This is a genomic window from Bradyrhizobium brasilense (assembly GCF_029714345.1).
GTDB lineage: Bacteria > Pseudomonadota > Alphaproteobacteria > Rhizobiales > Xanthobacteraceae > Bradyrhizobium > Bradyrhizobium australafricanum.
In genome coordinates this window covers 4,378,789-4,403,614 of the sequence record NZ_CP121669.1, presented here as the reverse complement: position 1 = coordinate 4,403,614, position 24,826 = coordinate 4,378,789, and the positions used below count along the sequence as shown (strand labels likewise).

Annotated in this window: 22 protein-coding genes; 16 read left to right on the top strand and 6 right to left on the bottom strand. The window is 66.0% G+C overall.

What is annotated here, in order from left to right; translation table 11 throughout:
- The first annotated feature begins 56 nt into the window (after positions 1–56).
- The 7 genes from QA635_RS20650 (at position 57) to nadC (ending at position 7,038) form a co-directional block, all read left to right on the top strand.
- Positions 57–641: a CoA-binding protein gene (locus QA635_RS20650; RefSeq protein ID WP_092077894.1), complete on the top strand. Its 585-nt coding sequence runs from the start codon at positions 57–59 to the stop codon at positions 639–641.
- 144 nt (positions 642–785) lie between these two features.
- Positions 786–2,066 (top strand): O-acetylhomoserine aminocarboxypropyltransferase, encoded by a 1,281-nt coding sequence (locus tag QA635_RS20645; RefSeq protein ID WP_038385449.1) that lies wholly within the window; start codon positions 786–788, stop codon positions 2,064–2,066.
- 157 nt (positions 2,067–2,223) lie between these two features.
- Entirely contained in the window at positions 2,224–2,631 is a 408-nt protein-coding gene (locus QA635_RS20640) for a hypothetical protein (RefSeq protein ID WP_028333925.1), read from the top strand.
- A 119-nt stretch (positions 2,632–2,750) separates the two neighbouring features.
- Positions 2,751–3,602, top strand: coding sequence for an NUDIX hydrolase (locus QA635_RS20635; RefSeq protein ID WP_425249198.1), 852 nt, complete (start codon positions 2,751–2,753; stop codon positions 3,600–3,602).
- Between the two features lie 54 nt (positions 3,603–3,656).
- Complete coding sequence (gene nadA / locus QA635_RS20630; RefSeq protein ID WP_283071366.1) at positions 3,657–4,643, top strand: quinolinate synthase NadA; 987 nt, start codon at positions 3,657–3,659, stop codon at positions 4,641–4,643.
- Positions 4,640–6,190, top strand: coding sequence for an L-aspartate oxidase (locus QA635_RS20625; protein ID WP_283071365.1), 1,551 nt, complete (start codon positions 4,640–4,642; stop codon positions 6,188–6,190). The genes nadA and QA635_RS20625 overlap by 4 nt, the downstream gene beginning before the upstream one ends.
- On the top strand, positions 6,187–7,038 hold the full coding sequence (nadC, locus tag QA635_RS20620; protein WP_283071361.1) for a carboxylating nicotinate-nucleotide diphosphorylase: 852 nt from the start codon (positions 6,187–6,189) through the stop codon (positions 7,036–7,038). The genes QA635_RS20625 and nadC overlap by 4 nt, the downstream gene beginning before the upstream one ends.
- A 4-nt stretch (positions 7,039–7,042) precedes the next feature.
- On the opposite strand, the gene QA635_RS20615 is transcribed toward nadC, so the two are convergent.
- Positions 7,043–8,128 carry a COX15/CtaA family protein gene (locus QA635_RS20615; protein WP_283071360.1) on the bottom strand — a complete coding sequence of 362 codons (1,086 nt, stop codon included), beginning with the start codon at positions 8,126–8,128 and terminating at the stop codon, positions 7,043–7,045.
- Between the two features lie 193 nt (positions 8,129–8,321).
- Between QA635_RS20615 and QA635_RS20610 the strand changes: the two genes are divergently transcribed.
- Positions 8,322–8,531: a DUF2842 domain-containing protein gene (locus tag QA635_RS20610; protein WP_016844954.1), complete on the top strand. Its 210-nt coding sequence runs from the start codon at positions 8,322–8,324 to the stop codon at positions 8,529–8,531.
- Here QA635_RS20610 and QA635_RS20605 read toward each other — a convergent pair.
- Positions 8,528–9,556, bottom strand: coding sequence for a polysaccharide deacetylase family protein (locus QA635_RS20605; protein WP_283071733.1), 1,029 nt, complete (start codon positions 9,554–9,556; stop codon positions 8,528–8,530). The genes QA635_RS20610 and QA635_RS20605 overlap by 4 nt on opposite strands.
- A 169-nt stretch (positions 9,557–9,725) precedes the next feature.
- Between QA635_RS20605 and QA635_RS20600 the strand changes: the two genes are divergently transcribed.
- Positions 9,726–10,919 carry a GNAT family N-acetyltransferase gene (locus QA635_RS20600; protein WP_283071357.1) on the top strand — a complete coding sequence of 398 codons (1,194 nt, stop codon included), beginning with the start codon at positions 9,726–9,728 and terminating at the stop codon, positions 10,917–10,919.
- Positions 10,920–10,923: 4 nt separating this feature from the next.
- On the opposite strand, the gene QA635_RS20595 is transcribed toward QA635_RS20600, so the two are convergent.
- Complete coding sequence (locus tag QA635_RS20595) at positions 10,924–11,862, bottom strand: LysR family transcriptional regulator (RefSeq protein WP_283071356.1); 939 nt, start codon at positions 11,860–11,862, stop codon at positions 10,924–10,926.
- 323 nt (positions 11,863–12,185) lie between these two features.
- Between QA635_RS20595 and QA635_RS20590 the strand changes: the two genes are divergently transcribed.
- Positions 12,186–13,523, top strand: a complete 1,338-nt coding sequence (locus QA635_RS20590) for an MFS transporter (protein ID WP_425249171.1) — start codon at positions 12,186–12,188, stop codon at positions 13,521–13,523.
- 45 nt (positions 13,524–13,568) lie between these two features.
- On the opposite strand, the gene QA635_RS20585 is transcribed toward QA635_RS20590, so the two are convergent.
- Complete coding sequence (locus tag QA635_RS20585; RefSeq protein WP_283071352.1) at positions 13,569–14,528, bottom strand: LysR family transcriptional regulator; 960 nt, start codon at positions 14,526–14,528, stop codon at positions 13,569–13,571.
- A 139-nt stretch (positions 14,529–14,667) separates the two neighbouring features.
- Here QA635_RS20585 and QA635_RS20580 point away from each other — a divergent pair, with 139 nt between their 5' ends.
- Entirely contained in the window at positions 14,668–15,648 is a 981-nt protein-coding gene (locus QA635_RS20580; protein ID WP_283071350.1) for a Bug family tripartite tricarboxylate transporter substrate binding protein, read from the top strand.
- 9 nt (positions 15,649–15,657) lie between these two features.
- Here QA635_RS20580 and QA635_RS20575 read toward each other — a convergent pair whose 3' ends face one another.
- Entirely contained in the window at positions 15,658–18,000 is a 2,343-nt protein-coding gene (locus QA635_RS20575; protein ID WP_283071348.1) for a GumC family protein, read from the bottom strand.
- 175 nt (positions 18,001–18,175) lie between these two features.
- Between QA635_RS20575 and QA635_RS20570 the strand changes: the two genes are divergently transcribed.
- The 4 genes from QA635_RS20570 to QA635_RS20555 all read left to right on the top strand — a co-directional run bounded on the left by QA635_RS20570 (position 18,176) and on the right by QA635_RS20555 (position 23,002).
- Complete coding sequence (locus QA635_RS20570; protein ID WP_425249170.1) at positions 18,176–18,784, top strand: polysaccharide biosynthesis/export family protein; 609 nt, start codon at positions 18,176–18,178, stop codon at positions 18,782–18,784.
- A 3-nt stretch (positions 18,785–18,787) separates the two neighbouring features.
- On the top strand, positions 18,788–19,927 hold the full coding sequence (locus QA635_RS20565; protein ID WP_283071345.1) for a glycosyltransferase family 4 protein: 1,140 nt from the start codon (positions 18,788–18,790) through the stop codon (positions 19,925–19,927).
- Positions 19,928–20,042: 115 nt separating this feature from the next.
- Positions 20,043–21,587: an undecaprenyl-phosphate glucose phosphotransferase gene (locus QA635_RS20560; protein WP_283071343.1), complete on the top strand. Its 1,545-nt coding sequence runs from the start codon at positions 20,043–20,045 to the stop codon at positions 21,585–21,587.
- 146 nt (positions 21,588–21,733) lie between these two features.
- Positions 21,734–23,002 carry an O-antigen ligase family protein gene (locus QA635_RS20555; protein WP_283071342.1) on the top strand — a complete coding sequence of 423 codons (1,269 nt, stop codon included), beginning with the start codon at positions 21,734–21,736 and terminating at the stop codon, positions 23,000–23,002.
- On the opposite strand, the gene QA635_RS20550 is transcribed toward QA635_RS20555, so the two are convergent.
- Positions 22,974–23,468 carry a MarR family transcriptional regulator gene (locus QA635_RS20550; protein ID WP_283071725.1) on the bottom strand — a complete coding sequence of 165 codons (495 nt, stop codon included), beginning with the start codon at positions 23,466–23,468 and terminating at the stop codon, positions 22,974–22,976. The two genes, QA635_RS20555 and QA635_RS20550, sit on opposite strands and share 29 nt — an antisense overlap.
- A 123-nt stretch (positions 23,469–23,591) precedes the next feature.
- On the opposite strand from QA635_RS20550, the gene QA635_RS20545 reads away from it, so the two are divergent.
- Entirely contained in the window at positions 23,592–24,791 is a 1,200-nt protein-coding gene (locus tag QA635_RS20545; RefSeq protein WP_283071340.1) for an FAD-dependent oxidoreductase, read from the top strand.
- The last annotated feature ends 35 nt before the right edge of the window (positions 24,792–24,826 follow it).

Here is a 24,826-nt window from a genome sequence, read left to right as displayed (position 1 = left end):
CTCGAGATTCCGGGTTCTCGCTGCGCGAGCCCCGGAATGACAAACCCGGAAGAAAAATGAATCACGACGCCTACGACGACAATTACATCCGCAGCATTCTGAACAACGTCAAGACGATCGCGATGGTCGGCGCCTCGCCGGTCAATGTGCGGCCGAGCTATTTCGCGTTCAAATATCTGGCGCAGCGCGGCTACGACATGATCCCGGTCAACCCCGGCCATGTCGGCAAGACGCTGATGGGCAAGCCGTTCGTCGCCTCGCTTGCGGACATCGATCGGCCGATCGACATGATCGACATCTTCCGCAATTCAAGCCACATCATGCCCGTGGTCGAGGAGGCGCTGAAATTGTCGACGCCGCCGAAGGTGATCTGGATGCAGCTTGGCGCGCGCGACGATGCCGCTGCCGAGAAGGCGGAAGCCGCGGGCCTCAAGGTGGTGATGAACCGTTGCCCGAAGATCGAGTATGGCCGGCTGTCGTCGGAGATCTCGTGGATGGGCGTCAACTCGCGCACGCTGAGCTCCAAGCGTGCGCCGGTCCCGACGCAGGGCATGCGGCTGTCGCTCAATCGCACGAGCTTCGGCGGCGGCCAGACTGCGGCATCCGACCGCGCGGCAAAGAACAAGACCGAGACGACCTGACATCGCGGCGGAATAATCGCTGCGATCATCCGGTATAGCGCGGATGCCCCTCCAACTGGCGGTGTGCCCAACTCGCTTGACGGCGGGCGCCGTCGCCATCAGCATGCCGCGCGTTTCGACCAGGCCACAACAGGATACTAAAGAATGACCGATCGCCTTCCGGGATTTTCCACCCTCGCCGTGCACGCCGGCGCGCAGCCTGATCCCACCACCGGCGCGCGGGCGACGCCGATCTACCAGACCACGTCATTCGTCTTCAACGACGCCGACCATGCGGCCTCGCTGTTCGGCCTGCAGGCATTCGGCAACATCTATACCCGCATCGGCAATCCGACCAATGCCGTGCTCGAGGAACGTGTCGCAGCCCTCGAAGGCGGCACCGCGGCGCTCGCCGTCGCTTCCGGTCACGCGGCACAGGTCGTCGTGCTGCAGCAGCTGTTGAAGCCCGGCGATGAGATCATCGCGGCACGCAAGCTCTATGGCGGCTCGATCAACCAGTTCACCCACGCCTTCAAGGCGTTTGGCTGGAATGTGGCCTGGGCCGACCCAGATGAGATCGAAAGCTTCGAGCGCGCGGTGACGCCGCACACCAAGGCGATCTTCATCGAGTCGATCGCCAACCCGGCCGGCAGCATCACCGATATCGAGGCGATCGCGGCCGTTGCGCGCAAGGCCGGCGTGCCGCTGATCGTCGACAACACGCTGGCCTCGCCCTATCTGATCAAGCCGATCGACCACGGCGCCGACATCGTCGTGCACTCGCTGACCAAGTTCCTCGGCGGTCACGGCAACTCGCTCGGCGGCATCATTGTCGATGCCGGCACCTTCGACTGGTCGAAGGACAACAAATACCCGATGCTGAGCGAGCCGCGCCCGGAATATCACGGCATCCGGATCCAGGAGACCTTCGGCAACTTCGCCTTCGCGATCGCCTGCCGCGTGCTCGGCCTGCGCGACCTCGGCCCCGCGCTGTCGCCGTTCAACGCCTTCATGATCCTGACCGGCATCGAGACGCTGCCGCTGCGCATGCAGAAGCACTGCGACAACGCCAAGGCGGTGGCGGAATTCCTCTCCACCCACCCCGCCGTGTCGGCGGTGAACTATGCCGGCCTGCCCGGCGACAGGTACAACGCCCTGCAGCGCAAATATTCGCCGAAGGGCGCCGGGGCGGTGTTCACCTTCAGCCTGAAGGGCGGCTATGACGCCGGCGTCAATCTAGTGTCGAACCTGCAGCTGTTCTCGCATCTCGCCAATGTCGGCGACACCCGCTCGCTGGTGATCCATCCGGCCTCCACCACCCACAGCCAGCTCGACGACGCCGCCAAGGTGAGGTCGGGCGCGGCGCCCGAGGTGGTGCGGCTTTCGATCGGCATCGAGGACAAGGAAGACCTGATCGCCGACCTCGACCAGGCCCTGCGCGCCTGATCCCGCAATTGTTCCGGAGCGGTGCGCCGCATCGCTCCGGAAGCTTGCCCAAGGCGACGGACATCCCGTTAACGCTTAATACCGACGGGCCTCTCGTTAACGTTCAATCCGGCTTAAAGTGGCAGTGATAGGCTCCGGATGATTCGGGAGACCATTGATGCTGCGCTGGACATTGCCGCTCGCGATCGCATTGTTTGCGATCCCGCCTGCTGACGCCGCCGACGGCCCGGCCGTCGCCAAGAGCGCGACCGTCAAGGCCGCGCGCCAGCTGCCGGCGGGCCTGCCGCGCCGGCATTACGCCTACCGCACCACAATCACATCGCCGACCTATGTGCGGCGCGGACGCCAGCTCGTGGTCGTCGAGCAGCCCGTGGTGATCCCGCTCAATTCCGAGCCGTACATCCCGTTCGTGCCCGGCGAACCGCTGCTGCCGGGATCGTCGTCGCTGCCCGGCTATTACGGCAACTGGCACTCCTACAACTATTTCGGCCCATACTACGGCGGCGCCTATGTGACCTATTGGGATCGCCTGCCCTACGCCTGCGGCGTCTACGGCTACTGCTAGCGCGGAACGATCGCGTGGCCAGATCGCCGCAGAAATCCAGCGCATCGGCTTCGGGGAACGCAGTGACCGCCGATCTCGTGGCGGTGCTGGTCGCCGTCACCGAGGGCACGCCGAAGATCATGACCATCGCCGGCGGCTCCGCGCTGCCGAGCGGCCCGTTCGAGTTCACCCATCGCTCGCTGCAGACCGCGCTGCGGGCCTGGGTCGAAGCGCAGACCGGCCACCCGCTCGGCTATGTCGAGCAGCTCTACACCTTTGCCGACCGCGGCCGCTCCGGCGATGCCAAGGGACCGCATAGCGTCTCGATCAGCTATCTCGGCCTGACCCGCGAGGATCGGGTCGGCGAAGGCTTTGAGGCGCACTGGTCCGGCTGGTACGACTACTTCCCCTGGGAGGATCATCGCGCCGGCGCGCCGGCCTTCCTGGCCAAGACGATCGCGCCGAAGCTGAAAACGTGGGCGAAGGCGGCGCCGTCACCGACGCTGCAGCGCGAGCGCTGGCAGCGCTGCGCCATCACCTTCGGTCTCGACGATCGCGACTGGAACGAGGAGCTGGTGCTGCAGCGCTATGAGCTGCTCTACGAGGCCGCGCTGATCCCGGAAGCCGGACGCGGGCATGGCCGCGAGGCGCCGGTCGTGCCGGGCAAGCCGATGACGGCGGATCATCGCCGCATTCTCGCGACCGGGATCGCGCGGCTGCGCGCCAAGATCAAATACCGTCCGGTGGTATTCGAGCTGATGCCGGCCGAGTTCACCCTGCTGCAACTGCAACGCAGTGTTGAGGCGCTCGCAGGCCGGCTGGTCCACAAGCAGAACTTCCGCCGGCTGATCGAGCAGCAGGAACTCGTTGAAGAGACTGGCGCAATGGCCGCCGATACCGTCGGCCGGCCGGCCAAGCTATTCCGCTTCCGCCATGCCGTGCTGGCCGAGCGGGCCGTCGCCGGCACCAAGCTCCCGCTTTCGCGCACTTGACACGCCTTATGCTCAGGATAAGTATAAACCATCTTATGCTCACGGAGAGTATAAATGGTTGCACTCGATACCGATCTGCTCACCCGCACCGCGCCGCTCTATGAGCGCGTCAAACGCGTCATCCCGCCGTTCGAATGGGCCACGTTCGCCGAGGACGTCGATGCGATCCTCGCGCTGAAACGCCGCCGCAACGCGGTGGTGCTGGCGCATAATTACCAGACGCCGGAGATCTTCCACGGCGTCGCCGATATCGTCGGCGACAGCCTGTTGCTCGCGCGCGAAGCAACCAAGGTCGATGCCGATGTCATCGTGCTCGCGGGCGTGCACTTCATGGCCGAGACCGCGAAGCTGCTCAATCCGGCCAAGACCGTGCTGATCCCCGACCTCAAGGCCGGCTGCTCGCTGGCGGATTCGATCACGGCGGAGGACGTGCGGCTGATGCGCGCGCGCTACCCGGACGCACCGGTCGTCGCCTATGTCAACACCTCGACCGCGGTGAAGGCCGAGTCCGACATCTGCTGCACGTCGGGCAATGCGCTGAAGGTGGTTGAATCGCTCGGCGCCGAGCGCGTCATCATGCTACCTGATGAATATCTGGCGCAGAACATCGCCAAGCAAACCAGCAAGAAGATCATCGCCTGGAAGGGCCACTGCGAGGTGCACGAGCTGTTCACCGCCGATGACGTGCGCCAGCTGCGCGAAGATCACCCTGACATCACCATCCTGGCGCATCCGGAATGCCCGCCCGAGGTGGTCGCCGAAGCGGACTTTGCCGGCTCGACGGCTGCGATGCAGTCGTTCGTCGAGACCAAACGTCCGCCGCGCGTCGTGCTGCTGACGGAATGCTCGATGAGCGACAACATCGCCGCGCTAAATCCCGGTGTCGACTTCGTCCGCCCTTGCAATCTCTGTCCGCACATGAAGCGGATCACGCTGAAGAACATCCGCCACGCGCTGGAGACCAACCAGCACGAGGTCACCATCGACCCCGCGATCGCCGATCGCGCGCGCAAGAGCGTCGAAAGGATGCTGGCGATATGAGCACCGATATCTCCGATCTCAACGGCCGCCCGGTGATCATCGGCGGCGGCGCCGCCGGGCTGATGACCGCGCTTCAGCTCGCCCCCGAGCCGGTCGTGCTGCTGTCGAAGTCGCCGCTCGGCGCGGAAGCTTCCAGCATGTGGGCTCAGGGCGGCCTTGCGGCGCCGGTCGGCGCCGATGACAGCCCTGCCCTGCATCTCGCCGATACGCTCGCGGCCGGCGCCGGCCTTTGCGACGCGGCCGCCGCGAGCCGGATCGTCCACGCCGCGCCCGCCGCCGTCGAGCAGCTGGCGAGGCTCGGCGTCGCCTTCGACCGCCACGCCGACGGCAGCTGGCGCCTCGGGCTCGAGGCCGCACACCGCCGCAACCGCATCGTGCACGCCACCGGCGACGGTACCGGACGCGAGATCATGCGCGCGCTGATCGCGGCGGTTCGGCGCACACCATCGATCACGCTGCTGGAAGGCGTCGAGGCGCGCCGGCTGCTGGTCGAGGACAATGCGGTCAGGGGCGTGCTTGCAGCCAGCCCAAGTGGCGCGCTGACGATCGCGACCAATCGCGTGGTGATCGCGACCGGCGGCATCGGCGGGCTGTTCGCCGACAGCACCAATCCCGGCGGATGTTTCGGCCAGGGGCTCGCGCTTGCCGCACATGCCGGCGCAAAACTGTCGGACATCGAGTTCGTCCAGTTTCATCCGACCGCGTTCGACGGGCCGTCGCGCCCGATGCCGCTGCTGACCGAGGCGATCCGCGGCGACGGCGCGGTCTTGATCGACGAGACCGGCGAGCGCTTCATGGCCGATCAGCCCGGGGCCGAGCTGGCGCCACGCGACATCGTCGCGCGCGCCGTCTGGCGCCACCGCGCCGCGGGGCATCGCACCTTCCTCGACGCGCGCCAACATCCGGGCGCGGAGTTTGCGCAGCGCTATCCCGTGATCAGCGCGTTCTGCAAGATGGCCGGCATCGATCCCGCCCATGATCCGATCCCGATCCGGCCGGCGGTTCACTACCATATGGGTGGCATCGCGGTTGATGGCTATGGCCGCAGCACGGTGCAGGGCCTGTGGGCCTGCGGCGAGGCCGCACGCACCGGGTTGCACGGCGCCAACCGGCTCGCCAGCAACTCGCTGATGGAAGCGATCGTCTGCGCGCGCTGGGTCGCCGAGAGTATCGAAAGCGTGAGTGCGGGCCCGCGCGCCATGCTGCGCGACGATGCGATGCCACAGGCTTCCGATCCCTCCGCCGTGCGACCGATCCTCACCCAGGGGCTCGGCGTCTTGCGCGACCGCGACGGGATCGCCCGCGCGATCCGCAGCCTCTATCCACTCGCATGCGGTCACAGTGCGGCGTCCGACGCAGCATTGGTCGGATTGATGGTCGCGGTTGCTGCCATCCGGCGTGAGGAAAGCCGCGGCGGCCACTTCCGCAGCGATTTCCCGCACCTTGCTGCGTCGGCCGTTCCGTCGTCCCTTACCCGCGCCGATGCACTCGCCGCCGCGCGCGACATCGTCGAATCCACGCCATTTGCCAGGAGTGCCCTGTCATGACCCTCACCCCCCTGCTGCCGCTGATCTATGAGCCGATCGTGCAGACCGCCTTGCGCGAGGATCTCGGCCGCGCCGGCGATATCACCGCAGACGCCATCGTGCAGGCCGGCCAGCAGGCGCGGCTGGTGATGCGGGCGCGGCAGCCCGGCGTGATCGCCGGGCTCGATGTCGCGCGGTCAGCCTTCCAGACGGTGTCGCCGGCCATCACGCTGCGCGCCGAACGGCCCGACGGCAGCGCGGTCGAACCCGGCCAGGTCATCGCGATCATCGACGGCCCGGCCCGCAGCCTGCTCACCGCCGAGCGGACCGCGCTCAACTTCCTCTGCCACCTGAGCGGCGTCGCCACCGCGACCGCCACGCTCGTGAAAGCCGTGGCCGGCACCCGCGCGCAGATCGTCTGCACCCGCAAGACCACGCCGGGACTGCGTGCGCTGGAGAAATATGCGGTGCGCGCCGGCGGCGGCGGCAATCATCGCTTCGGGCTGGATGACGCGGTGCTGATCAAGGACAACCACATCGCGCTCGCCGGCGGCATCCGCACCGCGATCGAACGCGCCAAGGCCAATGCCGGCCATCTCGTCAAGATCGAGGTCGAGGTCGACACGCTCTCGCAGCTCGAAGAGGCGCTGACGCTCGGCGTCGACGTGGTGCTGCTCGACAACATGACGACCGAGCAGCTCAGCCAGGCGGTGGACATGGCGCGCGGCAAGGCGATCACCGAAGCCTCCGGCCGCATCACCGCGGCGACCGCCGCGGCGATTGCCGCCACCGGCGTCGATCTGATCTCGGTCGGCTGGGTGACCCATAGCTCGGCCACGCTCGATATCGGGCTCGACTATCTGTCCTGATCGATCAACCGGGCTGGCCGACCGCAACGAGGGTCGGCTGGTCCCGTTCGGTCCGGCGCGCGGCGAAGCGCTCGGCCTGCAGCACCGCGAGCGTCAGCACGACGACGGCGACGGCCTGGTGCGTCAGCGCCAGATCGATCGGCACCTGATGCAGCAGCGTCAGGATGCCGAGCGTCGCCTGCAGCGTGATCGCCGCCACCAGCCACCAGGCACCCGCGATGACAGCGCCGCCGGCGCGCGCGCGCATGGCATCGATCGCATGTGCGATCGCCAGCGCGAACAGCAGATAGGCGGTCATGCGATGTTCGAACTGCACCGTCAGCGTGTTGTCGAACAGATTGCGCCACCACGGTGTCTCGAACCAAAGCCGGTCAGCCGACGGAATGAAGCCGCCATCGATGTCGGGCCAGGTATTATAAACCCTGCCCGCGCGCAGCCCCGCGACCAGCGCGCCGAAATAGAGCTGCACAAAGGTCAGCACGAGCAGCACCGCGCTCGTGATCTTCAGCCTGAGCGGCGCAATCACGCTTGGGCGGTCGGTCAGGCGCCGCAGCGTCCAGACGATCGCCGCGAAGATCAGGAGCGCCAGCACCAGATGCGTCGCCAGCCGATACTGCGATACCTCGATGCGTTCCGAGAGGCCGGACGCGACCATCCACCAGCCGACGCCGCCCTGCAGCGCGCCGAGGCCGAAAATCACCCACAATCGCCGGCCGAGCTCGCCGCTCACCGCGCCGCGCCACAGGAAATACAGGAACGGCAGCAGATAGGCCGCGCCGATCACGCGGCCAAGCAGCCGGTGGCTCCACTCCCACCAGAAGATCGTCTTGAATTGCTCAAACGTCATCCCGGCGTTGAGCTCGCGATATTGCGGGATCCTCTTGTAGCCCTCGAAGGCCTGGGTCCACTGCGCCTCGGTCAGCGGCGGTAGCGTGCCGGTCACCGGCTTCCATTCGACAATCGACAGGCCGGATTCGGTTAGCCGCGTGGCGCCGCCGACCAAGACCATCAGGGCGATCAGGGCGGCGACCGCGACCAGCCATACCCTGACAGCGCGGAGCTGCGACGTCTTTGCGGAAATACCGGCCATTTCGCCCTGACTTGATTGGATTTTCGGGCCCCTTATAGTCCGCCGCGCCCGCGGCGCAAGCCGCCGCCCGGAGCCTCGTTTCCGATCAAGTCGGAAGGAAGCTCCAGAATATTGTTTTGACGCGTTTTCTTTGCGCGAACCGGTGTCCGCTTCGCTCGAAAACGCCCTGGATCACGAGTTGCAAATATCCGCCATGGCCATACGCACCCGCAAACTGCTCGGAACCATCTTCCTGCTGATCCTGGTGGTAGTGTGGTCGCTGCTTGGCATGACGGTCGCCCAGACGCCGTGGCTTGCCAATTCGGGGTTGCTGCAGGCGATCTTCTACGTCGTCGCCGGCCTCGGCTGGGTGCTGCCGGCGATGCCGATCGTCGCCTGGATGTCGCGGCCCGATCGCGCCTAAGTAACGTCCTGGTCGCGCACGCTGCGCGTCGGCCGCACCGGCGCGAACATCACGCCCGACAGCAGCACCCGCATCATCCGCAATGAGCGCACGCGGCCGTCCCATCCGATGCGCGGCAGCGCGTGGAGGTTGGTGCGCCCCTGCGCCTTGACGACCCCTGGTATGGTCGACACCGCGCTGGCAAAGCCGGCCTCCTCCGCCATCACGACATGCGGACGGCCGAACGCATCGCGGTCCCCGAACGGGAATGCGAAATGCCTGACCTGCCGCCCAAGCGCGCTCTCGGCCACCGCCTTGCCCATCGCCATCTCGCGCTGCGCGTCGGCATCCCTGAGGCTCGACAGCGCCGGATAGTTCACCGTGGCGCTGCCGAGCGTCACGTTCGGATCGGCGGCAAGCTTCGCCAGATCCTGCCAGTCGAGTGACGCATTGCGTGACAATTGGGCCGCATCGACCGAATAGCGCGTGGCGAGATCATTCAGCGCGTAGGACAGGTCCGACGGCGGCAGCTTGCGCAGCCAGCCGGACAGGAAATCGAACAGCTCGTATTTGTCCGACAGCGTCGAGACCGCGAAGTGCCGCTCCCTGCCGTCGACCATGAGGCCGATGCGGCTCTCGCGGGCGATGATGTCCTCGAGCGCCAGCCACCACGCCACGCCCACGCCATCCGGGAAAGCCGTCGGCAGATACAGGGTGAAGGGGACGCGGTGCCTGGCGAGCACCGGCCAAGCATGGGTAACGATGTCCTTGCTGGCGCCGTCAAAGGTCAGGCAGGCAAAACGCCGGCGCACCGGCAAGGTCACCGCGCGGCGGCAAGCCTCGTCGATCCCGACGATGTCATACTGCCAGCGCTTCAGCGCTCGGATCGTGCGATCGAGGAAAGCCGGGGAGATCTCCTGGGACTTCAGCGGCTGAAACCGGCCGCGTCGCGCGGGACGAACGCGGGCGAAGCGCAGGATCACCCCGGCGCCGCCGCTCTCGCGTTCCCGCAGCTTGAAGGCGCCACTGAAATACGCGAGCTCCATTCGGGCCCGTCGTAAAATCCCGCTGTCCGGCGCCAAGATCCCCGTCCTTGTCAGGCGGTTCCCGCACACCGCCGCGGCATTGTTCTTACTCTTTGTTGACATTTCCCTGCGAAGGTCGGCCCCAGCCGAGAACTGTAAATTAATACCTAAAAAAAATTTGGGTTCCGAGATGACCATGGCGGCGGCAATCGAAGGCCAGACGGCTGAGACGCGGGCGTGGCCGAACGCGATCCGCGTTGCCGGCGTCGACATCTTTCATGATCTCACCGCGGCCGAAGCGACCTGGCGCGGCTTCGAGACATCGCAGCACAGCTACACGCCCTATCAGCGGTTCGATTTCCTCGCCAGCTGGCAACGCCAGGTCGGCGAGCGCGAGGGCCTGCGGCCCTTCATCGTCGTCGCTCATGACAGCGAACGTCGGCCGCTGCTGCTGTTGCCGCTCGCAATCGAATCCCGCCTCGGCGCGAACTGCGCGAGCTTCATGGGCGGCAAGCATGCAACCTTCAACATGGCGCTGTGCGCGAAGGATTTCGCCGCCAACGCGACGGAAGCCGACATCGCGGCTCTGATCGGATCGATCGCCGAACGCTCCCGCGCCGATGCGCTCGTGCTCTGCCAGCAGCCGCTGCGCTGGCAGGACCTCCCGAATCCGCTGGCGCTGCTGCCGCGTCAGCCTTCGGTCAACGACTGCCCGGTGCTGGCGATCGAGCCCGGCGCGGCACCGGCGACGCTGGTCAGCAACTCGTTCCGCCGCCGCCTCAAGGGCAAGGAGCGCAAGCTGCAGGCGCTGCCCGGCTATCGCTATTACGTCGCGAGCGAGAGCGCCGATGCCTGCCGCCTGCTCGACTGGTTCTTCCGCGTCAAGCCGCAGCGCATGGCCGAGCAGAAGCTGCCGAACGTGTTCGCCGAGCCGGGCATCGAGCAGTTCATTCGTGCCGCCTGCCTCGCTCCGCGCGCCGACGGCAACGGCTATGCGATCGACATCCACGCGCTGGAGTGCGACGAGGAAGTGATCGCGATCTTCGCCGGCGTGTCCGACGGTCATCGCTTCTCGATGATGTTCAACACCTACACGATGTCGGCCAATTCCAAGTTCAGCCCCGGCCTGATCCTGATGCGCGATATCATCGATCGCCATGCCGGCCTGAACTACCGCGCTCTCGATCTCGGCATCGGCTCGGACGAGTACAAGCGGCTGTTCTGCAAGGACGATGAAGCCGTCGTCGACAGCTTCGTTCCGCTCAGCCTGCGCGGCAAGCCGGCGGCCAGCGCGCTGTCGGCCATCAATCGCGCCAAGCGCGCCGTGAAGCAAAATCCGGCGCTGTTCGAGATTGCGCAGAACCTGCGCGGCATGTTCCGCTGAGTGTTCAGCTCGCCGCGTCGCCCTGCTCTGCGCCGCCATTCGGTACCCCGAGCCGTTTCATCGCGTCGAACAAGAGTGCCGCGGCAGGTGACAGCGCGCGCTTGCGCAACTTGATCAGGCCGTAATTCTCCAACAACAGCCTGTCGCGCAGGCGCAGCACCTTGAACCGCTGCGGATCGACCAGATCGAACACCAGCATGGGGACCGGCACGATCGCGTCGATGCCCGCCGCAATTCCGACCGAGGCGAAAAACGACTCGGTGTTGATGACCCGGCGCGGCGGCGTCACGCCGCGGCTCATGAACAACCTCTCGAGCGCCTGGCGCATGAAGGATTCGCGCGGCTGGCAGATCCATTGCTGGTCAGCCATGTCCTCCAGCTCGACCGTCTCGCGGCCGGCCAACGGATGCTCCGCACGAACGAGCAGCACCGCCTCCTCCGCGCCGATCTCGTAATAGTCGAATTGCCGGGGATCGATGCCGGCGGGAATCCTGGCGACGACGAAATCGAACTCGAGCGCCAGCAGTCGCGTGATCAATGGCGGGCTGGTGCTGACATCGAGCGAGATGTTCACCCGATGCAGCTTCTCGCCGAGATACTGGATGACGTCGACGACGAGGTCGATGCTGGGCTTGGCGACTGTTCCAACGGAGACCGTGCCGAGCTCACCGGATTTGTAGCCCGCGAACTCGTCGGTGACCTGGTCGAGATCGGCCAGCACGCTCTTGCCGCCACGGATCAGGATCGACCCATAGGCCGTCGGTTCGACGCCGCGCGCGGTGCGCTCGAACAAGGGAACCCGCGCCAGCGCCTCGATTTCGGCAAGCATCTTCGATGCCGCGGATTGGGTGATGTTCAACCGCTCGGCGGCGAGCTGCAACTTGCGCTCATTGTCGAGAGCGACCAGCAGGCGCAGCTGGCGCAGTTTCAGATTATTGATCACGGCCCGCCACCATCCTGCCCGGCAAGGGCCCTTTCCGTTCCGATTAAGCCGGAACGGGGCTCCAGATTCTGCTTTGCGGCGTTTTCTTGGCGCGAACGAGCAGCCACTTCGCTGGAAAACGCTCCAGGGTTCCCGCGCTTATACCGCGGTGCATCATGACAGTTTCGCCGTGGCTCCATTCCCAAATGCCATTAGTCACGCGGCAGTCGATTACACAACAATGAAGAAGACTTGCAAGAGCAACGCGACGAACCGCTGCGGGTGCGCCAGGTGCCGCCCCGAACAGCGCGGTGATCGTCTGCCGAATCGAAAAACAGGAAGGGATGGGAACGATGAGCGACGATGTCGAGAAGCGCGCGATCGGAAAGATGATGCGGCGGCTGATTCCGTTCCTCATCCTGTGTTACTTCGTGGCCTATCTCGATCGCGTCAATGTCGGCTTCGCCAAGCTGCACATGAACGCGGCGCTCGGCCTCAGCGAGGCCGCCTACGGGCTCGGCGCCGGCCTGTTCTTCATCGGCTACTTCTTCTTCGAGGTGCCCTCCAACATCCTGCTGGAGCGGTTCGGTGCGCGGCGGTGGATCGCCCGCATCATGATCAGCTGGGGCATCGTCTCGGCCGCATTTGCCTTCATCCCGCAGATGTCCGCGGCGAGCGGCCTGTCGAGCGAATGGATCTTCTACTTCCTGCGCCTCCTGCTCGGCGCCTGCGAAGCCGGCTTCTTCCCGGGCATCATCTTCTATCTGACGCTCTGGTTCCCGTCGGTGTACCGCGCGCGCGTCATCAGCCTGTTCATGCTGGCGATCCCGATCTCGAGCATCATCGGGGCGCCGATCTCGGGATTGCTGCTCAACCTGTCGGGCGCCGGCCTGACCGGATGGCAGTGGCTGTTCATTTGCGAGGCACTGCCGTCGGTCCTGGTCGGTTTCGCTGTCCTGACCTTCCTGCCGGACTTTCCGCGCCAGGCAAGCTGGCTGCAGCCCGACGAGGTCAAGTGGATTCAGACCACGCTTGAGCGCGAGCGGCAGCAAACCGAGGCCGTGGAGCATATTTCCGTTCTGCAGTCGCTCACCGACTCGCGGGTCCTTGCCTGCGCCTTCGTGTATTTCTGCCTCAACGCGGCAAGCTACGGCGTCGCATTCTTCCTGCCCACCATCATCAAGGCCTTTGGCGTCACCGACACCCAAACCGGCTTGATCGCGGCCCTGCCCTTCGTGTTCGGCGCGGTCGGCATGGTGCTGCTCGGCCGCCATTCCGACAAGACCGGCGAGCGGCGATACCATGTCGCCGGCGCGCTGACGCTCGCCGCCGTCGGTATCGGCCTTGCCGGGCTGGTATCGAATCCGGTGCTGATCGTCGCCCTACTCTGCCTTGCGCAGATCGGCGTGTCAGCGGTGCCGCCGATGTTCTGGCCGATGCCGGCCGGCATCCTGACCGGCGCCTCGGCGGCGGCAGGCATTGCCGCGATCAACTCGCTCGGCAACCTGTCGGGCTTCGCCGGCCCATTCGCCGTCGGCTATCTGAAGGACCTGACCGGCAGCTTTACGGCAGGGCTGCTGCTGCTCGCCGTGATGGGACTGATCGGCGCGCTCGTCACGATCAGGCTACGGATAGATCCGGTGCTCGAGCGAACCGCGCGCGAGCCGATGATGGCGCATTAGAGGTCAGGCGCCCGCACCGGAAGGGAACGGCGCTCGTAATGCCCGTCACTTGCCAGCGGCCGCCTTGCTTGCGGCCGCCTTGGCGACCTCACGGATACAGGCGATGAAGATCTCGGCGGTCGGACCTAGGGTGCGGCCTTTCAACGTGACGATCGCGGCCGAGACGGCGGCCGCCCGCGGAAGCTGAACCGGAAGCACCTTCAGGCCGAGATCGCCGCCGGCAAACCGCGCGACCGAGCCCGGCAGCACGGTGATGAAGCGGCCGGTCGCGGCGAGCCGACAGCACAAATGGAGCGACAGCGTCGTGATCGGCGCGCTCGGCATCTGCATTCCGAATTCGCGAAACATCTCCGCCACCGCGGAACCCGGAAAGGTGTCCGGCGGAGGCAACACCCAGCGCTCGTGTGCGAGGTCGGCCAATTCGAACCTGGATGCGCGCGCCCATTTGCTTCGCCTTCCCGCGACAACGACGCGCCGATCATCGAGCAAGGGCTCGACCGCTAGGTCTGTCTCGTCAAATGGCGTCGGTGTCCATCCAAGCAGCAGATCGATGTTGCGCTCGCGCAGTTCGCGGTAGCGCAGATCGCTGAGAACGGTCTGCGCGACATTGATGCGGATGCCGGGATGCTGCCGCGTGAAGCGGTCGATCGCCACCGGAAGCAAGCCCGCTGCGATGCTCTCCGTGCTGCCGATGCGCAACTCTCCGATGCTCGGATCGGCCAGAAACTCGAGCTCCTGCAAGCCCTGGGTAAGCTCGTCGAAGATCGAGACCCCGCGTCGCACCAGAGCATGGCCATAGGCCGTCAGTTCGATGCCGTTACGGCAACGATCGAACAGCCGAAGTCCGAGCGCGTGCTCCATGTCGCTGACCGCCCGCGATATCGCCGGCTGCGACACCGCGAGCTCGGCGGCAGCCTTCGCCATGCTGCCGCGCTGCGCGATGACGAGCAGGATGTGCAGGTCGCGCAGCTTGATCCGGCGTCGGGCACGCTCGATGTCCTGCATCAGCGATCCTTACCAAAACGGTTATGGACGCCTCAGACACTAGCATTGGACGTTTATCCCCGCCTCACGCATCCTCCGCGTGCGATGACGCAGATCGTCGCGCCCCGGACGGCGCGGCTCGACGACCATGGAGGCATGCATGTTGACCCGTCGCGACCTCCTGACCGCGTCAGCGGCCGGTGCCGCACTCGCCGCCGCGGGCTTGGTCCGGCCGGCCGGCGCGCAGCCCCGCCTGAAGACTGCCCATATCCTGACCGGCTACACGCCCGGATTGCCGGACGCCGTCGCAAGGCTCGTCGCCGGGCAGATGAAGGATTATGCCGATTCCATCGTCGTTGAGACCCGGCCCGGTGCGAGCGGCCGGATTGCGATCGAGGCCGTGAGGAACGCCGAGGCCGATGGATCGGTCATGCTGCTCGCGCCGCTTGGCTTCATCGCGCTGTTTCCGCACACCTACAAGTCGCTGACATACGCACCGCAGGACTTCACGCCGGTATCGACCGTCGGCTCATTCGCGACGCTGCTGGCGGTCGGCCCGAAAGTCCCGAACGACGTCAGGAGCCTCGCCGACCTCGTCGCCTGGTGCCGCGCCAACCCGACACAGGCGACCTACGGCACGCCGGGCGTCGGCACCACGCTGCATTTCATCGGCGCGATGCTCGGCCGAACCGCGGGCTTCGACTATCTCCACGTGCCCTATCAAGGCAGAGGGGCGGTCCAGGATCTCCTGAAGGGCGAGATTGCGTCGGCGGTGATGCCGATCGACAGCCTGCTGAGTCAGGTCCAGTCCGGACAGCTTCGCGCTCTGGCGACAACCGGTCCCAGCCGCCTCAAATCCCTCCCCGATGTGCCGACGGTGGCGGAAGCCGGTTACCCCGGGCTTCAGGACGTGACCTGGTTCGGCATCTTCCTGCCGGCGAAGACGCCCGCGGCAATCGTCGCGCAACTCAACGGCGCGATCCAGGCGTCATTGCGCACCGACGAGGTCAAATCCGGCATGGCCAAACTGTCGGTCGACGTCGACGCAATCGCGATGAATGACTTTGCGCAACTGCTCGCCACCGAATCCGATCGCTGGAAAGGGATCGTGCGGGCGACCGGATTTACCCCGACGGGCTGACGGTGGCGCTCAGGCGGCCACCACCCGCGGGCCCCGCGCGACCGCTTCCGACACCGCGCAGGGCTTGCTCAGCATCGTCACTTCGGCGAAGCCGACCGCCCTGAGTTGCTCGACCATCGAGTGGCGGGCATCCTGCGCCATGGTGGCGTCGGGCACGACGACCGCCTGCGCCTTCGCGGTCAGCAGTTCGGCCGGCAGGTCGACGGCCGAACCGGCGTCGAGCAGCACGTGGTCGTAGACCCTGAGCAGCGCATCGATCGCGAGGGCGAGCCGCGGCGATTGCAGATGCGAGCGATCGAAGCCCGGACGCCCGGCGCTGACGATCTGAACACGCGACTGCCGATCCTTGGTGATGATCTGCGCGAAGGTCGCCTCGCCCTGCATCAGCTCGGCGAGGCCGGGCGCCGCCGGATCGACGGTCGCCAACGTCAGCACCGGCGAGGACGCGACGAGATCGACGACGACAACCTTGGCCTGGCGCGCCATCAGACGCGCCAGCGTCAGGGCGGTCAACGTAACGCTATCAGCCGCGGCCGGGCCGAGCACGGTGACCTTGTGGGCGGCGGGACCGGCGGCGACGAGGCGCTCGGCGAGCTCATCGATCTCGTCGGCGGTCTCGGCGGACTCAGGCTGCGCCGAAGGTTCATAGGCAGCCGCAGGCTCCAGCGGCAGTTCGGGCTCCACCGCCGGCCTCGACGCGACCGGCGATGCGAGCGCCGATTCAGGCGGCAGCGCCGGCGGGGGCTGGTCCACGGTTGCGGCATCCATGACCGGCTCGCGGCGCCTGATCACGGCAGCCGCCGGCGCGAAGGCGCGGCCAACCGCACCGGGCGCGGAGATACGCAGCAGCTCGCCGGTGATGATGACGCCGGACGACAGCAGCAGCGTCGCCAGCGTCGCGATCAGCACGATCGGCAGCTTCTTCGGATAGGCCGGCGTATTCGAAACCGAGGCGCGCGAGATGATGCGACCGTCGGTCGGCGCGGCCTCGATGTTCTCGCGCGCCGTCGCCTCGCGATACTTGGCGAGATAGGCCTCCAGCAGGTCGCGCTGCGCCTTGGCTTCGCGCTCCAGCCCGCGCAGTTGCACGTCCTGGCTATTGCTAGACGACGCCTGCCTCTTCGACTGGTCCAGGCTCGCCTGCAACGCCATGACTCGGCCATCGGCGACGCGGGCGTCATTGTCCAGCGAGCGCGAAACCTTGCCGGCTTCCTCGCGCAATTGCCGGTCGAGATCGGCGATCTGCGCCTTCAATTCCTTGATGCGCGGATGGTTGTCGAGCAGCGTCGACGACTGCTCGGCAAGCTGGGCGCGCAGCGTGCCGCGCTGTTCGGCCAGCCGGCGGATCAGCTCGGAATTGAGGACCTCGGAAGCCTCGATCGGCTTGCCGCCCTGAAGCATCTCCCGGATCAGCCGTGCCTTGGTCTCGGCATCCGCCTTCAGCGCGCGGGCATTGTTGAGCTGCGTGTTCAGCTCACCCATCTGCTGGTTCGACAGCGGGATGTTGTTGGTGCCGACGAACAGGCTCGACTTCGAGCGGAATTCCTCGACGCGCGAATCCGCCTCCGCGACCTTGGTGCGCAGCTTGTCGATCTCGCCGAGCAGCCATGTGCTGGCGGATTTGGCCTGGTCCTGCCGCGCGGCCTGCTGCAGCACGAGATAACCGTCCGCGATCGAGTTGGCGACGCGCGCCGCTAGCTCGGGATCTTCCGACTGGAACTCGATCACCATGACGCGCGACTTGTCGACCGCAAAAGCCTGGAAGCGCTCGTAATAGGAATCAAGCACCCGCTCTTCCGGCGTCAGGCTGAACGGATCACGGCCGATGCCGAACAGCGCCAGCAGCGACTTCAGCGGCGAAAAGCCCCGCAGCACCGGATCGAACTCCGGACGCTCGGCCAGCTTGTTCTTCTTGATGATGTCGCGCGCGAGATCGCGCGACAGCAACAGCTGCACCTGGCTCGTCACCGCCTCGGCGTCGAGCGAGGTGCGCTCCAGGTCGCGCTCGCCGTTCGGACGCAGGAAGGCGTTCTCACGATTGTCGATCAGGATTCGCGCTTCCGACTTGTAGCGCGGCGTCACGACGTTGACCGCGGCAAGCGACAACGCGAACACCAGCACCGTCGGCACGATGATCCAGCCGCGCTTGCGCCCCAGCGCGCGGCCGAGCACGTGCAGGTCGAGATCGGCCGCCTCCGCCGGGCGCGCCGGCTTGTCGGGCGCAGGCTTGTCAGGAGCAAGCTTGGGCGCAGCCGGCTTAACGACAGCTTCGTCGGCTACGGGCGCAGACTTCGGCAACGCCCGTTGCACGACGGCCTTATCCTTGCCTCTACGCCAGAATGCAAAACGCATAACGAACCCCCGCGGACACCGCGACTCCATCTCAATGGGGCGATTACAGTCCATTAAGGTTGCCGCTGGGTTAATCGGTGGGGTTGACGGGCATGGCCGCCACCACCCGCCCCGTCATTCTTTGTTAACCATGGGTGCCGTTAATCGGAGCCGATATTGTCGCGGGATTCCTTGCATGCGCGATCTGCGCGCTCCCCTTATTTGTCTGGTCGCTGCGCTCGCGCTGTCGGGCTGCATGGGTCGGACGTCGCCGGTCGCCGGTGACCCCGGCCTGGATTCGATGGCGTATGCTGCGCCCGCGGCCTATGCCGATCCCGCGCCGACGCGCGAGGGCTATAATCTCGGCCCCGGCGACAAGCTCCGCGTTGTGGTCTATGGCCAGGAAGGGCTCACCAACGCCTATGCGATCGACGCCGCCGGCGCGATCACCATGCCGCTGATCGGCTCGGTGCCGGCGCGCGGCCGCACCCCTGCCAGGCTTGCCGCCGAGATCACCGCACGGCTGCGCAACGGCTTCATCCGCGAGCCGTCGGTGGCGGTCGAGATCGAGGCCTACCGGCCGTTCTTCATCCTCGGCGAAGTCCAGGCCCCCGGCCAATATCCCTATGTGCCCAATATGACGGTCGAAAGCGCGGTCGCGATCGCCGGCGGCTTCTCGCCGCGCGCCAGGCGCGAGGTCACCCTCACCCACACCGATGCATCGGGCGCGGGCCGCTTCGTCGCTCCGCTGGGCACGCCGCTCGGCCCGGGTGACACCGTGTTCGTCGGCGAGCGCTGGTTCTGATCGATGGCGCAGGATCAAACCCAGCAACCGCCCCTCCGCATCCTGCACGTGGTGCGTGCCCCCGTCGGCGGCATCATTCGTCACATCCTCGACGTCGCCAACGGCCAGATCGAACGCGGCCACCATGTCGGCATCGTCGCCGACAGCCTGACCGGCGGCGCGCGGGCCGACGCGGCGCTTGCCGAGATCGAGCCGCGGCTCAAGCTCGGCGTCCACCGCGTCGCGATACGCCGTGAGCCGCGCTTCGCCGACTTCATGGTCTGGGCCCACATCGCCGGCCTGATCCGCAAGCTGAAACCCGATGTCGTCCATGGCCATGGCGCCAAGGCCGGCGCCTATGTCCGGCTGCGGCGGCGCTCGAGCAAGGTGATCCGGGTCTACACGCCGCATGGCGGCTCGCTGCACTACCCGCTCGACACCTGGAAGGGCCGCTTCTACAGCCAGCTCGAGCGCACCCTGATGAACAGCACCGACCTGTTCCTGTTCGAGAGCGCGTTTGCCCGCGACACCTATCAGCGCACCGTCGGCAAGCCGGCAGGCCTCGTGCGCTGCGTGTTCAACGGCGTCACCGCGGAGGAATTCGAACCGGTCCCCGGCGCCGACGATGCCACCGATGTGGCCTATGTCGGCGAGTTCCGGCGCATCAAGGGCGCCGATCTCCTGATCGACGCGGTGGCCAAGCTCCGCGCGGAGGGCAAGCCGCTGACGCTGACGCTCGGCGGCGACGGCGAGGAATTCGAGCGCCTCAAGGAGCAGGTGAAGCGGCTGTCGCTCGGCGAGGCCGTCCGCTTCATCGGTCACGTCAAGGCGCGCTTTGGCTTTTCGAAGGGCAGTCTGCTCGTGGTGCCCTCGCGCGGCGATTCGATGCCCTATGTGGTGATCGAGGCGGGCGCGGCCGGCGTTCCGATGATCGCCGCCGATGTCGGCGGCATCCCGGAGATCTTCGATACCCACACCGACGCCCTGTTCGCGCCGAGCAATGCCGGAGCGATGGCCGACGCGATCAAGGCCGCGCTCGACGATCCCGCCGCGACCGCGGCGCGCGCCGCAAGACTGCGCGAGCGGATTTCGGAACATTTCTCGCAAAGCGCGATGGTCGAGGGTGTGCTGGCCGGCTATCGCGACGCATTTGCCAAACGTTAACCACTTCTTGCACACGTAACCGTTTCTTCCGATTTGTCCCCTTAAGTCACGTCCGGGGGAATTTTCGTGCTGCGCGCGGATGCCCATCTGCATGCGCAGGAATGGACGTGGACTCGTGGAACCGTTTAACGCACGCTCGATGCTGGATGCCGCTGCGTCTGCGATGGCCGCTCAGCCGCAGATCGAACGGCGCCGGCGCCTCTCGCCGGCCGCGCTCGCCGTTACCAACCAGAAGGTTCGCGGCGCCTACTCGCCGGTCGTGATCGCCGGCGTGGTTCGCCTCACCGACTTCGTGCTGCTCAGCCTGGTCGGCGTCGGGCTCTATCTCGCCTATGTCAGACCGCTCGCCGGCGGCAGCATTCACTGGGGATATATCGCATCGATCCTCGGCATGTCGGCCGCCGCCGTGGTCTGCTTCCAGGCCGCCGATATCTACCAGGTGCAGATCTTCCGCGGCCAACTGCGCCAGATGACGCGCATGATCTCGTCATGGACCTTCGTGTTCCTGCTGTTCATCGGCATCTCCTTCCTGGTCAAGCTCGGCGGCGAGGTCTCGCGGGTCTGGCTGTCGTCGTTCTTCTGCGTCGGCCTTGCGGTGCTGATCGCCGAACGGCTGCTGCTGCGATCGATGGTGCGCGCCTGGGCGCACGACGGCCGGCTCGACCGCCGCACCATCATCGTCGGAGCAGACCACAATGGCGAGCAGCTGATCGAGGCGCTGAACGCCGAGGATGATTCCGACATCCATCTGCTCGGCGTGTTCGACGACCGCAATGACGATCGCGCCACCAATACCTGCGCCGGCTCACCGAAACTCGGCAAGATCGATGACATCGTCGAATTCGCCCGCCGCACCCGCGTCGACCTCGTGCTGTTCGCGCTGCCGATCTCGGCGGAGACCCGCATCCTGGAAATGCTGAAGAAGCTCTGGGTGCTGCCGGTCGACATCCGCCTGTCGGCCCATACCAACAAGCTGCGCTTCCACCCCCGTTCCTATTCCTATATCGGCAAGGTGCCGACGCTCGATATGTTCGAGGCGCCGATCACCGACTGGGATCTGGTGCTGAAATGGCTGTTCGACCGCGTGGTCGGCGGTCTGGCCTTGCTTGCGGCGCTGCCGGTATTGGGACTGGTGGCGCTCGCGGTGAAACTCGACAGCCCCGGCCCGGTGCTGTTCCGCCAGAAGCGCTTCGGCTTCAACAACGAGCGGATCGACGTCTACAAATTCCGCTCGCTCTACCACCACCAGGCCGACCCCACCGCTTCCAAGGTGGTGACCAAGAACGATCCGCGCGTGACTCGCGTCGGCCGCTTCATCCGCAAGACCTCGCTCGACGAATTGCCGCAACTGTTCAACGTCGTGCTGAAGGGCAATCTCTCGCTGGTCGGCCCGCGCCCGCACGCCGTGCAGAGCAAGCTGGAGAACCGCCTGTTCGACGAGGCGGTCGACGGCTACTTCGCCCGCCACCGCGTCAAGCCCGGCATCACCGGCTGGGCGCAGATCAACGGCTGGCGCGGCGAGGTCGACACCGACGAGAAGATCCAGAAGCGCGTCGAATACGACCTCTATTACATCGAGAACTGGTCGGTGCTGTTCGACCTCTACATCCTGCTCAAGACCCCGTTCTCGCTGCTGACCAAGAGCGAGAACGCGTACTGATCGAGGCGGGTTCAAACCGCACGTCATTGCGAGCGCAGCGAAGCAATCCACGCTGCCGCTGGGGGATAGGTGGATTGCGTCGTCGCTGACGCTCCTCGCAATGACGGGTGTCAGGTTCTGTATCTGTTGCGTTGCGTGAGTATCTGATGGCCTATGCGGCGACAGCCGGGACGTCCCATTCGCTGACATCAGCACCAACGGGCGTGCTGGCGCTGCAGCGGGCGCTGGTGTGGCTGGCCGGCGCGTCCGGCGCCATCGTGTTCATCGAGCCGAGCCCGTATGAGCTCGTCACGCTGACTGCCTGCGTGCTGTTCTTCGCCACGGGCCTGCGCATGCGGCTCGTGTTCATGCCGCTGCTGTTCACATTGATCGTGCTCAATGTCGGCTACAGCATCGGTGCGGTGCCGTTCCTCGACAAGCCGGAGGTGGTGAACTGGATCCTGACCTCCTGGTACATGGCCATCACCGTCATCTTCTTCGCGATGGTGATGTCGGAGGACACCGAAGCCCGCCTCGACATGCTGCGCCGCGGCCTGATCGTCGGCGCGATGATCGCTTCGCTCGCCGGCATCGCCGGCTACTTCCGTCTGGTGCCGGGCGGCTACGACCTGCTGACGCTGTATGACCGCGCCCGCGGCACCTTCAAGGACCCGAACGTACTCGGCGCCTTCCTGATCCTGCCGGCGCTGTTCACGCTGCAGAGCGTGGTCTCCGACCGCTTCGGCAAGGCGTTCCGCAACGCCATCGCCTTCGGCATCATTTCGCTTGCGATCCTGCTGTCGTTCTCCCGCGCCGCCTGGGGCGGCCTCGTCATCACCGCGGCCTTCATGCTGGCGCTGATGGTGTTCACCAGCCGCTCGCAGGCGCAGCGCTCGCGCATCATCGTGATGACGCTGATCGCCGCGATCCTGGCCGTGGCGCTGATCGCGGTGCTGCTCTCGATCGGCTCGGTCGCCGACATGTTCAAGCAGCGCGCGAGCTTCGACCAGAGCTATGACGAAGGCCGCTTCGGCCGCTTCGGCCGCCACATCCTCGGCGCCCAGATGGCGCTGGAGCTGCCGTTCGGCATTGGGCCGCTGCAATTCCATACCTACTTCCCCGAGGACACCCACAATTCCTATCTCAACGCCTTCATGTCGGGCGGCTGGATTTCCGGCATCTGCTATCCGGCGCTGGTGTTCGTCACCGCGATCATCGGCTTCCGTTACATCTACATGCGGATGCCGTGGCAGCGCGGCTATCTCGCGGTCTTCTCGGCGTTCCTCGGCTTTGTCGGCGAGAGCTTCATCATCGATACCGACCACTGGCGGCACTTCTGGATGATGCTGGGCACGATGTGGGGCATGTATGCGGCGGCCGAGCGCTACCGCGCGACGTCGGCACGGATCATCGACGAGTCTTCGGCGGCATCTTGAGACTGGCGCGCTGCTCCGGCGGCATGTCGATCACCGCCTTCAATGCTCCGGTCGCTTCCAGCACGCCCTTGTAGCCGTCATTGGCGAAGCGCAGCAGCAAGCGCAACTCGTCGTCGGTGTAGCTGCTCCACAGCTTGAGCATCGCCTCCTGCATCGGCACGTAGAACTTGCCGATCTCCGCCGCTTTTTCCTCCACCACCGAGATGAAGACCTTGCGGCGGTCGCTCTCGTCCCGCTCGCGGCGCACGTAACCCGCCTTCTCCAGACGATCGACCACGCCGGTGATCGCGCCGGTGGTCAGCCCGGTGACCTCGGCAAGACGCCCCGCGGTCACCCGCCCCTCCAGATGCAGGATGTCCATGCATTCCATGTCGGAATTGGAGATTCCGGCCATGTTTGCAACGGCTTGGCCGTACATCACGCCCTGCGCGGATGACCGGCGCATCGCCTCCTCGAGTGCCTGCATCAGCGCTTCGCGCGACGTCGTTCTTGACAAATCGGCTCCTATATCTTACTCGCCTAATATCTTATATACTAAGATAATTAGCAACTGACCTTTCCTATCCCACACGGATGCATGGAGCAAGGCATGACCTCACGTCCCCGTAAAGCTCTGATCATCGGCGCCGGCATCGCAGGCCCCGTCACCGCGATGTTCCTGACCCGCGCCGGAATCGAGACCGAGCTCTATGAAGCCTGGCCCTACTCCACCGGGATCGGCGGCGGGCTGCAGATCGCGCCGAACGGCATGCACGTGCTGGCGGAGCTCGGCCTCGCCGACGAGTTGATCCGCAACGGCTCGATCGCGGAGTCCTTCGACTTCTATTCGCAGGGCGGCAAGAAGCTCGGCTCGCTCAACCAGAACATGCAGCAGCGCTTCGGCCAGCCCGCGGTGAACATGTGCCGCGCGACGTTGAACGAGACGCTGATCGACAAGGCCTGGGCCTCCAACGTCTCGGTGTTCTTCGAGAAGAAACTGGTGAAGATCGAAGACCGCGGCGACCAGCCCGTGATCGCCTATTTCAACGACGGAACCACCGCAGAGGGTGATTTCGTGATCGGTGCCGACGGCGTGCACTCTGCGGTGCGGCGCCACGTGATCCCTGACGGCCCGACGCCGTTCGACACCGGGCTGATCGGCTTCGGCGGATTCGTGCCCCGCGCGGTGATCGAGAAGCTGCCGATCGGCCAGAGGGTGGCGACCACGTTCGGGCAGAGCGGCTTCTTCGGCTATGGGATGTGCAGCCCCGATCCGGACACGGGCGCGATGTGGTGGAGCACGCAGCCGTCGCACGGCATGACCGCGGCGGCCTACCGGTTGCAGAGCCAGGCCGCGATCAGGCAGCATCTGCGCGATTTCCACGCCGGCTGGCACGCGCCGATCCCCGAGATTATCGAAGCCGCCGAGAAGATCGTGGTCACCGACACACTCGACGTCGCGACGCTGCCGACCTGGTCGCGCAAGCGCACGCTGTTGATCGGCGACGCGGCGCACGCGACGAGCCCGCATGCCGGCCAGGGCGCATCGCTGGCGCTGGAGGACGCGCTGCGGCTCGGCATCCTGATGCGCGACGGCCAGGAGCTCGGCATGACGTTCCAGGCTTTCGAGCACGAGCGGCGTCCGCGCGCCGAGAAGATCGTGGCGATCGCCCGCCGCAACGGCAACAGCAAGCGCGAGTTCAGCCCGACCGGCGCCTGGCTCCGCGATCACATGCTGAAGCTGCTGCTGCCGGTGTCGTCCAAGGGCATGGACTTCATGTACGCTTATAATCCGCGCGCGGCGGCGTAGCGCCTCTCCCCGTCCTTCACGGGGTCGAGACGAGC

Bases quoted from the DNA above. Each gene is read 5' to 3' on its own strand.
- QA635_RS20650 (WP_092077894.1), top strand. From the start codon at position 57: ATGAATCACGACGCCTACGACGACAATTACATCCGCAGCATTCTGAAC.
- QA635_RS20645 (WP_038385449.1), top strand. From the start codon at position 786: ATGACCGATCGCCTTCCGGGATTTTCCACCCTCGCCGTGCACGCCGGC.
- QA635_RS20640 (WP_028333925.1), top strand. From the start codon at position 2,224: ATGCTGCGCTGGACATTGCCGCTCGCGATCGCATTGTTTGCGATCCCG.
- QA635_RS20635 (WP_425249198.1), top strand. From the start codon at position 2,751: ATGACCATCGCCGGCGGCTCCGCGCTGCCGAGCGGCCCGTTCGAGTTC.
- nadA (WP_283071366.1), top strand. From the start codon at position 3,657: ATGGTTGCACTCGATACCGATCTGCTCACCCGCACCGCGCCGCTCTAT.
- QA635_RS20625 (WP_283071365.1), top strand. From the start codon at position 4,640: ATGAGCACCGATATCTCCGATCTCAACGGCCGCCCGGTGATCATCGGC.
- nadC (WP_283071361.1), top strand. From the start codon at position 6,187: ATGACCCTCACCCCCCTGCTGCCGCTGATCTATGAGCCGATCGTGCAG.
- QA635_RS20615 (WP_283071360.1), bottom strand. From the start codon at position 8,128: ATGGCCGGTATTTCCGCAAAGACGTCGCAGCTCCGCGCTGTCAGGGTA.
- QA635_RS20610 (WP_016844954.1), top strand. From the start codon at position 8,322: ATGGCCATACGCACCCGCAAACTGCTCGGAACCATCTTCCTGCTGATC.
- QA635_RS20605 (WP_283071733.1), bottom strand. From the start codon at position 9,556: ATGGAGCTCGCGTATTTCAGTGGCGCCTTCAAGCTGCGGGAACGCGAG.
- QA635_RS20600 (WP_283071357.1), top strand. From the start codon at position 9,726: ATGACCATGGCGGCGGCAATCGAAGGCCAGACGGCTGAGACGCGGGCG.
- QA635_RS20590 (WP_425249171.1), top strand. From the start codon at position 12,186: ATGGGAACGATGAGCGACGATGTCGAGAAGCGCGCGATCGGAAAGATG.
- QA635_RS20585 (WP_283071352.1), bottom strand. From the start codon at position 14,528: ATGCAGGACATCGAGCGTGCCCGACGCCGGATCAAGCTGCGCGACCTG.
- QA635_RS20580 (WP_283071350.1), top strand. From the start codon at position 14,668: ATGTTGACCCGTCGCGACCTCCTGACCGCGTCAGCGGCCGGTGCCGCA.
- QA635_RS20575 (WP_283071348.1), bottom strand. From the start codon at position 18,000: ATGCGTTTTGCATTCTGGCGTAGAGGCAAGGATAAGGCCGTCGTGCAA.
- QA635_RS20570 (WP_425249170.1), top strand. From the start codon at position 18,176: ATGCGCGATCTGCGCGCTCCCCTTATTTGTCTGGTCGCTGCGCTCGCG.
- QA635_RS20565 (WP_283071345.1), top strand. From the start codon at position 18,788: ATGGCGCAGGATCAAACCCAGCAACCGCCCCTCCGCATCCTGCACGTG.
- QA635_RS20555 (WP_283071342.1), top strand. From the start codon at position 21,734: ATGGCCTATGCGGCGACAGCCGGGACGTCCCATTCGCTGACATCAGCA.
- QA635_RS20550 (WP_283071725.1), bottom strand. From the start codon at position 23,468: ATGCAGGCACTCGAGGAGGCGATGCGCCGGTCATCCGCGCAGGGCGTG.
- QA635_RS20545 (WP_283071340.1), top strand. From the start codon at position 23,592: ATGACCTCACGTCCCCGTAAAGCTCTGATCATCGGCGCCGGCATCGCA.